The organism is Thalassotalea ganghwensis, assembly GCF_053485795.1.
The window spans coordinates 212,282-223,386 of record NZ_JBQRUM010000007.1; the positions used below are offsets into that span (position 1 = coordinate 212,282).

Here is an 11,105-nt window from a genome sequence, read left to right on the forward strand (position 1 = left end):
ATGTTCTTTAAGTTTTTTAGCTTATTGCTGATCATCATTTCAACGACCATTAACGCTAAGCAATGTAACGTCAATTTCAATCATGGCGTCATTTTAACCGAGCAACATATCCGAATTGTTGAAAATGGTATCACCCTCGTCCAAATTACTCGCCCAGATCAAGTGTTTGTTGGTGGAATCGAAATTCCATTAAACGCTGAACAGTCTGAACTTATTGTCCAGTACGAACACGCTATAAGGATGCAAGTTCCCGCTATTGTCAATGTAGCGATTGAAAGTGTCAATGCGGGGTTGAAGGCAATAAATAAAGTCATATCAGGGTTAGCCAGTGATAGCGCAACCAGTAAACAAAAGCTGCAAAGTAAGTTTGATGAACTAGAGTTGCGATTAAGACAACGCTTTAATCATTCTGACAATAGTTATTACATTGCGCCTCAAGACTTTATCGATTTTGATCAAATTTTCGCTGGTGAATTTGAACAAGAAATTCAAATAATAGTTTCCGACTCTATTGGCACAATTTTAACAGCGGTAAATGACGCCATTATTAAAGACATAGAATTAAATAGCGAAGACGCTAATAAAGAAATGCGAGTCAATACAATGAATACAACTTCAAAAATAGATTCGTTAGGAAAAGAGTTACGTCAAGAAATCACTCCTAAAAACAACGCACTGATGCTTAAAGCAAAGGAATTCTGTCAAGCGTTGCATAACTTAAATCAACTAGAAAAGACCATAAACACTCAAATTCCTAAGTTGGTCGACTTAAACTTGCTAACAACTCGTTAATTGTGAACGCATTACCGTAGATAAAAAAGTAGCCTGCGTTGCAGGCTATTAATATGGGATTGTTTATTTTACATATTTGGGTAATTAGGCCCGCCTGTTCCTTCAGGTGCCACCCAAGTGATATTCTGGCTCGGGTCCTTGATATCACAAGTTTTACAGTGAATACAGTTTTGTGCATTAATCACAAATTTGCTACCTTCATCACCTTCCTCTATTTCATAAACACCCGCCGGACAATAGCGTTGAGCAGGTTCATTATACTTGGATAAATTTACCGACAGTGGAATACTGACATCAGTTAACTTCAAGTGACAAGGCTGTTCTTCTTCATGATTAGTATTAGAAAGGAAGACAGATGACAATTTGTCAAAACTTAAGACATTATCTGGTTTGGGATATTTGATTACCGGAGCATCTTTAGCAAGCTTTAGCTGCTGATGGTCAAAAGTGTCATCCTTAAAACTAAACGGCAACTTACCAGCAAAAATATTTTGATCTAACGTGTTATAAGCTCCGCCTAGTAGCGTACCAAGCTTATGAATAGCAGGACCGAAGTTTCTCGTGCGATATAACTCATCGTAAACCCATGAAGATTCAAATTTATCGCTAAAACCGACTAAATCCTTACCCCCTTCACAACCACCAGAGATTGTTTCAAAAATAGTCTCTGCTGCCAACATACCTGTTTTCATGGCGGTATGGTTGCCTTTAATCTTAGCAAAATTGATCGTGCCAGCATCGCAGCCGACTATCACACCACCAGGCATGGTCATTTTCGGTAACGAGTTATAGCCACCTTTTGCGATAGCCCTAGCACCGTAAGAAACTCGCTTTCCCCCCTCCAAATACTGTGCAATTTTCGGGTGATGCTTGTAGCGTTGAAACTCATCAAATGGACTCAAATGCGGGTTGCTATAATTAAGATCAATAATTAACCCAACGAATACTTGATTATTTTCAGCATGATACAAATAACCGCCACCTGTGGTATCTTTTTCCAACGGCCAGCCAGCAGAATGTACGACTAAACCTTCTTGATGTTTTGCTGGGTCGATATCCCAAATTTCTTTAAAACCAATACCATAATGTTGAGGTGACTTACCACTATCAAGCGCAAACTTGTTAATGAGCTCTTTACCTAAATGGCCCCGGCAGCCTTCTGCGAAAATCGTATACTTTGCGCGAAGCTCCATACCTGGCATAAAAGAATCTTTAGGATTACCTTCCTTATCCAGTCCCATGTCCCCTGTAATGACACCACCAACACTACCATCTTCATTATAAATCGCTTGTTGTGCTGGAAAACCAGGAAATATTTCGACACCTAATTGTTCAGCCTGTTCAGCTAACCAACGACAAACATTTCCCATACTAACAATATAATTACCGTCATTATGCATCGTTTTAGGTACTGAGAAATTAGGTAATTTGATGGCACCTTCTTCACTGTTAAACAAATAAATATCATCTTTAGTGACTTGTGTTGTTAATGGTGCATTTTGCGATTTCCATTCAGGGAATAACTCATTCATCGCTTTAGGCTCTAACACTGCGCCAGATAAAATGTGCGCCCCCACCTCTGAACCTTTTTCAACAACACACACCATTAATTCTTGTTCTTTTTCTTGTGCTAGTTGCATTAGCCTACATGCAGCTGAAAGGCCAGATGGTCCTGCGCCAACGATGACAACGTCGAACTCCATTGATTCGCGTTCCATAACTCCCCCTAAATTGGATAACTGAGACAAATTCAAACACTCGTTTGATTTTCAAACACCTGTTTGATAGTATCATACAACATAGCTATTTTGTCAGTAAATACTATTCTGTAATTAAGCTATTTGATGCATGTCAATATGATAGCAAATTTTTCGGCCAAGTTTACGTTGACGTGAGCGTCATCTAGCAGTAACCTTCGCCTAAGATCTAACTATAACAGCGTTTACTAAACAGCTGAAATATAAATAACAAGTACCTATTAGAGGCAACAATGAAAGTATTAGTCCCCGTTAAGCGCGTTATTGACTATAATGTCAAAGTTCGTGTCAAAGCTGATAATTCCGATGTTGATTTAGCCAACGTCAAAATGGCGATCAATCCGTTTTGTGAAATTGCTGTAGAAGAAGCTGTTCGCTTGAAAGAAGCAGGAACAGCAAGTGAAGTTATCGCGGTATCAATTGGTGATAAAGCGTGTCAAGAACAATTGCGTACAGCATTGGCGCTAGGTGCAGATCGCGCCATTCATATTGAAACAGATGCCCAACTTGATTCATTAAATATTGCTAAGTTATTGAACAAAGTGGTTGAGGAAGAACAACCGCAGTTAATTATTCTTGGCAAGCAAGCCATTGATACTGACAACAATCAAACAGGTCAAATGTTAGCGGCACTCGCTGGATTACCCCAAGGCACATTCGCTTCAAAAGTCGCTATTGAAGGTGATAAAGTTCATGTTACACGTGAAGTTGATGGAGGCTTACAAACAGTCGCTTTAAATTTACCGGCAATTGTTACTACGGATTTGCGCCTCAATGAACCACGTTATGCTTCACTCCCGAATATTATGAAAGCCAAACGTAAGCCTTTAGATGTGAAACCAGCAGCTGATTTTGGCATTGACTTGGCACCACGTGCTAATTTACTCAAAGTTACGCCTCCGTCTGAGCGCCAAGCAGGTATTGTTGTTGAAACTGTCGACGAATTAATCGAAAAATTAAAAACTGAAGCGAAGGTGATTTCATGAGCATTTTAGTTTACGCAGAACATGATAACAGCGAATTAAAAGCAGATACGTTAAAAACTATTGCCGCAGCTCAAAAGATTGGCGGTGACATTGATGTGCTTGTCGCAGGAGAAGGCTGTCGCTCAGTTGCAGAACAAGCCGCTAAAATATCTGGTATTAACAAAGTGTTAGTCGCTGACAATGCCGCATACAAAAAACAACTAGCTGAAAACATAAGTTTATTAGTAACAGAGTTAGCGGCTAACTATCAGCATATCATTGCAACTGCTTTGTCTATTGGTAAAAACTTTATGCCTCGCGTCGCAGCATTGCTTGATGTCGCTCAAATTTCAGACATTATCGGTGTAGAATCGGCAGATACTTTTATACGCCCTATCTATGCAGGTAACGCAATAGCAACGGTACAAAGCTTAGATGAGAAAAAAGTCATCACAGTTCGTGCCACTGCTTTTGATGCTGTCACAACAGATGGCAATGCCGATATAGTTGATTTAGCACAAGCAACCGATGCAGGCACTTCTTCTCACGTTAGTGATGAACTTACCGAATCTGAACGTCCAGATTTAGGCGCAGCAAGCGTTGTTATTTCTGGTGGCCGTGGCATGCAGAATGGCGATAACTTTAAATTATTAGAAGGTATTGCAGATAAGCTTGGTGCTGCTATCGGTGCGTCTCGCGCTGCAGTTGACGCTGGTTTTGTTCCAAATGATATGCAAGTGGGTCAAACAGGGAAAATTGTTGCTCCAGATTTATATATCGCGGTAGGTATTTCAGGAGCAATCCAACACTTAGCCGGTATGAAAGATTCAAAAATTATTGTTGCTATCAACAAAGATGCTGAAGCACCAATTTTCCAAGTTGCTGACTATGGTATCGTTGGAGACTTGTTTGATGTCTTACCGGAATTAGAAGCTAAGCTTTAAGATTAAGCTCATTCCTTACTTATAAAAAACCAGCGCCCTAGCTGGTTTTTTTAACGCTAAATTCGCTATACTTATAACTTTCAACACCTACGAGATAGAAGTATGTCTTGGCAAGATCAGTTATCAACATTAGTTTATTCAACCGACAAAGGTAAAATAACACCCGAAAAAGAAGCCAACGTTACGCCAAGCGATGGGTTCGCAAAAGTTAGAAGAGAAACTAAAGGTCGCAAAGGTAAAGGGGTTATAGTCATTAGTGGCTTAGGATTAGAACCTAGCGCTTTGAAAAAGCTCGCCAGTCAATTAAAGAAAAGCTGTGGCACTGGCGGCAGTGTCGTCGATGAAACTATTGAAATCCAGGGCGATAATAGAGATAAAATCAAACAAGTACTTGAAAACAATGGCTTCAAAGTTAAGTTTACCGGTGGTTAAGGATCAGGAAGACCTATGCAAACATTACAACCAAATGAATTATCAATTTTACTGATTGAACCATCAGATACTCAAAGAAAAATCATTATTAAACATTTACAACAACATGATGTTACGGAAGTAACCCCAGCAACCAATAAAAAAGACGCAATAAACATTCTTAATAGACATCAGTTTGACTTAATTATTAGCGCATTACATTTTGAAGATGGTACAGGGTTAGAGTTACTTCGCTATATTCGCGGTGAAGAAACAATGGCCGAAACTCCTTTCATGTTGGTTTCTAGTGAACATCGCCGTGAACATCTAGAAGAATTTAAGCAATCAGGTGTTGTCGCGATACTTCCCAAACCATTTACCACAGATCATCTTCATTATGCGATTAACACCACCATTGATTTATTAAGCGTAGATGAAATTGAATTAGATCATTTTGACGTCCATCAAATTCGCGTATTGCTAGTCGATGATAGTGCTTTAGCCCGAAAATTTATTAAAAGAGTATTAAATAACCTTGGCTTATTAAAGATCACCGAAGCTGCCGATGGTAGTGAGGCAATTAGCATAATAAAAGAACAGATGTTTGATTTAGTGGTCACTGATTTTAATATGCCGGAAATGGATGGTAGAGCATTAACTAAATTTATCCGCGAGCAAAGCCAACAGTCCCATATTCCGATATTAATGGTAACAAGTGAAAGCAAAGATACGCATTTAGCTAATATTGAGGCTGACGGTGTTAATGCACTGTGTGATAAACCATTTGAACCAGAATATGTCAAACAAGTGCTTTATCAATTACTTGAGCACTAGTGCAGCTTTACTTAAATGAAGTTCGTAGACAATTAAAATTAATAAGCTCAGTATTAACCGTCATTCGATGGCTCACCCCAAGCGATAAAATATGTCCATATTATCATTTTGATGAGCTTGCTCTGCAATATTAATCACATTTAATGCTTGAACTTCATTTAATGTCGTCCAACAAGAAGGCAAAAAGTCAAATTGATTTTCTCGCGCAATAAAGAACCCCATATCCCAACGTCCAAACCGCCTTTGAGTCATATGCGCTTCAGCAACTTTAACTACATTATAGTGACGCCTATCTTTCAGTATCTTCTCAAATAACTTATCAATTTCGGATTTTGTTCCCTCAATGTATTGAAGACAATTATTAAGGTTACACAACAAAATTCCTGTGATTTGCTGTGACGCGTTGTTTATTCTAGAAGTCTGTAAAACTCTTTCTATTTCATAAGAGTCCTTCAAACAGTTTGTTATTTTGCTTGCATAGACTAAAGAAAAAATGTTGCTCAATGCTGGCTACCTCGAGGTAGTATATTTCAAAAGGCCGCGATCCTAACCATTCGGTCAATCCAAATCAAACAACTAAACGAAACAGAAACAATTCAGAAACAAAGATAAGCCCCAATACCATCAGTCACGTTGCGTAAACTCAACTAAGTGAGAAATGATTATTAAAAGGTGGGCTCGTTAGCGTCTAATACCGTATTCGCGTAGTTTCATCGCTATTTTGTTGTGAGAAACATTTAATCTTTCTGCTAGCTTACGCGTCGTTGGGTAGTGAGGATATAAACGGGTAAGCAATTGCTTTTCAAAAGCCTGTTGAGCACTATGCCAGTCTTTAACATCGCTCTCTTCAGCATGACTAAACTGATTTGTATTATTTGGTTTCGCTCGCATCACATGTTTCACATCTTTTTCAGTAATTTTTTGCTCACCATTTAATGCCACTAATCTAAATAACGTATTTTCAAGCTCGCGAATATTTCCAGGCCACGCATAAGACTTCATCGCTCGCATGGCTTCAGGTGTCACCATTGGCGGACTTGTATTTACATGTTTGGCGGCATTCTTAAGGAAATGGTCAACTAGCAATGGAATATCTTCGGCTCTTTTTCGCAAAGAAGGGATCTCGAGTCTAAGTACATTTAATCGATAAAATAAATCTTCTCGAAATTGTTTTTGCTCAATTAGCTTTTCAAAATTTTGATGGCTCGCACTAACTATTTTTACATCAGCAATAATTTCTTTCGTTCCACCAATTCTTCTGAATCGATAATCTTGTAAAAATCGTAATAACTTCGCTTGTAAATACACTGACATTTCAGCAATTTCATCAAGAAATACCGTACCGCCTGACGCTAGTTCGAAAAGCCCTGGCTTACCGGCCTTATTGGCACCTGTAAAGGCTCCCGATTCATAACCAAACAACTCACTTTCCAACAGGTGCTCTGGCAAACTAGCACAATTAATAGATAAAAATGGCGCGTTGCGTCGCTGACTAGAAAAATGTAATGACTTGGCAAACAACTCTTTTCCGGTGCCAGTTTCACCAAGAATTAAGACCGGTAAATTCATATCAGCAAACTTTAACGTTTGATCAATCACTAATTTTAGCGTTGATGATTGCCCTACTATACTATGTGCGCCCTGGTGAACATCACTTTGCATCACGGACAATTGCCTACCCATTTGATGAGTTGAACGCAATATAATGACTGCGCCATTGACACTATTATCAACAACTACTGGATTAACATCCGCTATGTAAAGCTTGCTATGAATACTAATGTTTACACTGTACTCATTTTGTTCATCTGGTAATGGAAGCGGAAAGTCAAGATACTGTGATAGTTTCTTACCAATTACATCATCACGGCTTTCACTAAACAACTTATTGGCATTGTTATTTAAAGCGAGAATAATACCATTAGCGTCAACATCAATTAGCGGGTCGGGTAATCGATCTAATAATGTATATAAGTGATTCTCTCTCAATTGAGATGGCATTAACGCTATGGCTTCACAATGAGAATAACCCGCTATATGACTAAGCGACTCATGTATTAATTCAATAGATACTTTATTATTATCAATATTGACAAAAGTGTGATGACGCTCAACTTCAATAGCTTTGACATTCCAAGATTTTCCCGCAAATACTGCAAGTATCTCTTGACTGATCCCGATCCTATCAAGGGAGGTTATTTTTACTTTCATTTATTGCGCTAATCTCATGTCATATATTTATTACTAGTCATAAATATATGACAAATTTAAAAGGATTACTATTTTTAAAGGTTTAGGGCATAGATTTTAAGGGTTTTATTACCTTCCTACCAAATCAATGTAATAAATATATTACAAAGGGTTATTAATCATAATCTGAATAAAATCTAAACCATTGATTTATATTAAATATTTTAAATGGCTCACCTTTTGCTAAGAACATATTAAGTGCTAACTAAAATAATAAAAACCTATAACCAAGAGAATATAATGACTTACAGCAAGCATATCGAAACTCAAGCTATTCATTCAGGTCGTATCAACGACGAGCAATTTGGATCTTTAGCGACCCCCTTATACCAGACATCGACTTTTATATTTGATAACGCAGAGCAAGGCGCCCAGCGTTTCGCTGGTGAATCTTCTGGTTATATCTACACGCGATTGGGCAACCCGACTACTCGTCAATTAGAGATGCGAGTAGCAGAGATGGAAGGAATGGAAGATGCTGCGGCTACTGCAACAGGGATGGCTGCAGTCTCAGGTGCTTTACTTGCAAACTTATCAGCAGGTGACCATATTATTTCTTCAAACGCTGTCTATGGCTGTACCTTTGCATTAATTAGCCATATGCTGACTAAATTTGGTATTGAAGCAAGCTTTGTTGATATGGCAAACCCGGAAAACATTACCGCAGCTATTAAACCCAATACAAAAATGGTCTTTTTAGAAAGCCCTATCAACCCTAACCTCGAAGTTCTCGATCTTGAAAAGATCCTCGCCATTACTCAACAGCATAAACTGATATCTGTAGTAGACAATACCTTTATGACGCCAGTGCTGCAGCAACCAAAAAAGTATGGTGCTGATATTGTTATTCACAGTGCAACAAAATACCTTAATGGTCATGGTGACGTTGTTGCTGGTATCATTTGTGGTACCAAAGAAATGATTGAGCACATTAAACTTACTGCATTAAAAGATATTGGCGCAACGATGAGCCCACATGATGCATGGCTTATTCTTAGAGGGTTAAAAACCCTGCCAATACGTGTTGAGCGTCACTGTCAAAACGCTCAACACGTGGCAGAATATTTAGAAAGCCACCCAATGGTGGAAAAAGTTTACTACCCTGGCTTAGCTTCTCACTCAGGTTTCCCCTTCATTGGTAATCAAATGAAAGCAGCCGGCGGTGTGATTGCCTTTGAATTGAAAACTGATTTGGCCGGTGGCGCAGCGTTTATCAATCGAATGAAGTTATTTTCTATCGCCGTCAGCTTGGGTGATGCTGAGTCGTTGATTCAACATCCCGCATCAATGACGCACTCACCATATTCTGATGAAGAGCGCCGAGATGCAGGTATTAGTGATGGTTTAATAAGAATTTCTGCTGGCTTGGAAAACGTTGAAGATATGATCGCAGATTTAAAGCAATCGCTTGACGCTATTGAAAGTCTCCATGAGAACGTCGCTTAACTAAAATTTTCATTCCTGCATTAGAATCGTTTTTAATGCAGGAATGATGTCCTTTTTAATCTGTTCTATTTGTTTGGTTTGATAGGGTTCAACGGCATGAACTCCCCAAATAGGTTTTGGCCACGCTTTATCTGACTGGAACCTTACCACATGATGTAAGTGCAGTTGTTTGCAAATATTCCCTAATGCACCAATATTTAGTTTATCGCCATGATAATGCTGCATTAAAAATTCAGCTAATAAACTTGATTCATTCAATAACTGTTGTTGCTCTTGCCATTCCAACTGATAAATTTCATTGATATCTGCAATTCTTGGCACCAAAATAAACCATGGATATTGACTATCATTCATCAACAGTAACTTAGATAACGGTAAGTCTAATAACTCAATACAATCTTTCTGCAACAATGGGTCTAGCTCAAAGTTTGTCGTCATTGCTTTATCGCCCCTTTTTAGGTTTATTCTTTCGGCCGCGTCCTCTTGCTTGCTTACGAGCTTCACGTTCGGCCTGTTTTTTTTGTTCAAGTTCTGCAAAATACACTTGTTCTTGTTCTACGATTTCAGGAGTTTCAAAACTCAATTCCCCTAACGTTTTATCACGAATTTCATTAATCAATATTGCAGAAGCTTTATGGAAATCAACGTGTCCACCACTTCTAATACACCCTCTTCTACGTCCAACTTCTTCGATAAGTTCAACCTCTCGTTCTGGTAACTCGTCAATATCATATCGTTGTTCAAGACGCTGAGGATAGTTTTTCAATAAGTACTCTGCTGCAAAACAAGCGATGTCATCATGGTCATAAGCAGTATCTTTTACAGCACTGGTAATCGCTAAACGATAGCCACTATTTTCGTTTACTATTTTAGGCCAGAGCATCCCTGGGGTATCGTAGAGATATAGTCCATCTTCCAGACGAATTCGTTGCTGTCCTTTAGTGACGGCAGGTTCATTCCCGACTTTTGCCTTTGCTTTTCCAACCAATGTATTAAGCAATGTCGACTTACCAACATTTGGGATCCCCATGATCACAGCATTTATCTGTTTGCCCGCTTCATTCTTATTTGGCACCAAATCTTTAATCATTTGAGGAATAGTTTTAGCTACCATTGGATTCTCAGTAGTTAACGCTATCGCTTGAACATTACGTTGTGACTTAAAATACTCAAGCCATTGTTGAGTAATGATAGGATCCGCCAAATCAGATTTATTTAGAATCTTAATAAGAGGTTTATCACCGCGTATTTCAGTGATCATTGGGTTTTCACTACTAAAGGGGATCCTTGCATCGCAAACTTCGATAACCACATCAATTTGTGGAAGGATTTCTTTAATCTCTTTTTGGGCTTTATGCATATGCCCAGGAAACCAGTTTATTGCCATAACAACCGTACATATTAAAATAATATAAATGGTAACATTGATAATCAATAAAAGCTTTATAAACGCATCTATTCGAAATAGATTAAATAGCTGATATGACTTAAAGCTTGTTATCCATAGAATAAATTTGAAGTAATTAGCAGGGACACTTAAAGATGCAAAAAGCCCGACACGTATGTATCGGGCTTTTTTAATAGGAGTCTAGCGATGACCTACTCTCACATGGGAACTCCCACACTACCATCGGCGCGACTGCGTTTCACTTCTGAGTTCGGAATGGGATCAGGTGGTACCACAGTGCTATTGTCGCTAGACAAAA

The 11,105-nt window shown here is 38.7% G+C and carries 11 protein-coding genes and 1 rRNA gene; 6 read left to right on the forward strand and 6 right to left on the reverse strand.

From position 1 onward, the window contains the following. On the forward strand, window positions 1-792 hold the full coding sequence (locus ACSLUH_RS09615; RefSeq protein WP_448566396.1) for a DUF2884 family protein: 792 nt from the start codon (window positions 1-3) through the stop codon (window positions 790-792). Between the two features lie 68 nt (window positions 793-860). Here the strand turns inward: ACSLUH_RS09615 and ACSLUH_RS09620 are convergent, their stop codons facing one another. Then, window positions 861-2,510, reverse strand: a complete 1,650-nt coding sequence (locus ACSLUH_RS09620) for an electron transfer flavoprotein-ubiquinone oxidoreductase (RefSeq protein WP_448566371.1) — start codon at window positions 2,508-2,510, stop codon at window positions 861-863. A gap of 272 nt (window positions 2,511-2,782) precedes the next feature. Between ACSLUH_RS09620 and ACSLUH_RS09625 the strand changes: the two genes are divergently transcribed. From ACSLUH_RS09625 to ACSLUH_RS09640, 4 genes are all read left to right on the forward strand, one after another. Beyond that, complete coding sequence (locus tag ACSLUH_RS09625; RefSeq protein WP_448566373.1) at window positions 2,783-3,535, forward strand: electron transfer flavoprotein subunit beta/FixA family protein; 753 nt, start codon at window positions 2,783-2,785, stop codon at window positions 3,533-3,535. Then, window positions 3,532-4,458, forward strand: coding sequence for an electron transfer flavoprotein subunit alpha/FixB family protein (locus ACSLUH_RS09630; protein WP_448566375.1), 927 nt, complete (start codon window positions 3,532-3,534; stop codon window positions 4,456-4,458). Before ACSLUH_RS09625 ends, ACSLUH_RS09630 begins: the two co-directional genes overlap by 4 nt. Before the next feature lie 102 nt (window positions 4,459-4,560). Next, window positions 4,561-4,890 (forward strand): SUI1 family translation initiation factor, encoded by a 330-nt coding sequence (locus ACSLUH_RS09635; RefSeq protein ID WP_448566376.1) that lies wholly within the window; start codon window positions 4,561-4,563, stop codon window positions 4,888-4,890. Between the two features lie 15 nt (window positions 4,891-4,905). After that, window positions 4,906-5,703 carry a response regulator gene (locus ACSLUH_RS09640; protein ID WP_448566378.1) on the forward strand — a complete coding sequence of 266 codons (798 nt, stop codon included), beginning with the start codon at window positions 4,906-4,908 and terminating at the stop codon, window positions 5,701-5,703. Window positions 5,704-5,775: 72 nt separating this feature from the next. Here the strand turns inward: ACSLUH_RS09640 and ACSLUH_RS09645 are convergent, their stop codons facing one another. After that, on the reverse strand, window positions 5,776-6,207 hold the full coding sequence (locus tag ACSLUH_RS09645; protein WP_448566380.1) for a BLUF domain-containing protein: 432 nt from the start codon (window positions 6,205-6,207) through the stop codon (window positions 5,776-5,778). 177 nt (window positions 6,208-6,384) lie between these two features. Continuing rightward, window positions 6,385-7,914, reverse strand: coding sequence for a sigma 54-interacting transcriptional regulator (locus tag ACSLUH_RS09650; RefSeq protein WP_448566382.1), 1,530 nt, complete (start codon window positions 7,912-7,914; stop codon window positions 6,385-6,387). A 279-nt stretch (window positions 7,915-8,193) separates the two neighbouring features. Here ACSLUH_RS09650 and megL point away from each other — a divergent pair, with 279 nt between their 5' ends. After that, window positions 8,194-9,399: a methionine gamma-lyase gene (megL, locus tag ACSLUH_RS09655; RefSeq protein WP_448566384.1), complete on the forward strand. Its 1,206-nt coding sequence runs from the start codon at window positions 8,194-8,196 to the stop codon at window positions 9,397-9,399. Between the two features lie 9 nt (window positions 9,400-9,408). Here megL and ACSLUH_RS09660 read toward each other — a convergent pair whose 3' ends face one another. From ACSLUH_RS09660 to rrf, 3 genes are all read right to left on the reverse strand, one after another. Then, window positions 9,409-9,837, reverse strand: a complete 429-nt coding sequence (locus tag ACSLUH_RS09660; protein WP_448566386.1) for an HIT domain-containing protein — start codon at window positions 9,835-9,837, stop codon at window positions 9,409-9,411. A gap of 4 nt (window positions 9,838-9,841) precedes the next feature. Continuing rightward, window positions 9,842-10,786 (reverse strand): ribosome biogenesis GTPase YlqF, encoded by a 945-nt coding sequence (gene ylqF, locus ACSLUH_RS09665; RefSeq protein ID WP_448566388.1) that lies wholly within the window; start codon window positions 10,784-10,786, stop codon window positions 9,842-9,844. 199 nt (window positions 10,787-10,985) lie between these two features. Continuing rightward, window positions 10,986-11,100 (reverse strand): 5S ribosomal RNA (gene rrf, locus ACSLUH_RS09670). Between the last annotated feature and the right edge of the window lie 5 nt (window positions 11,101-11,105).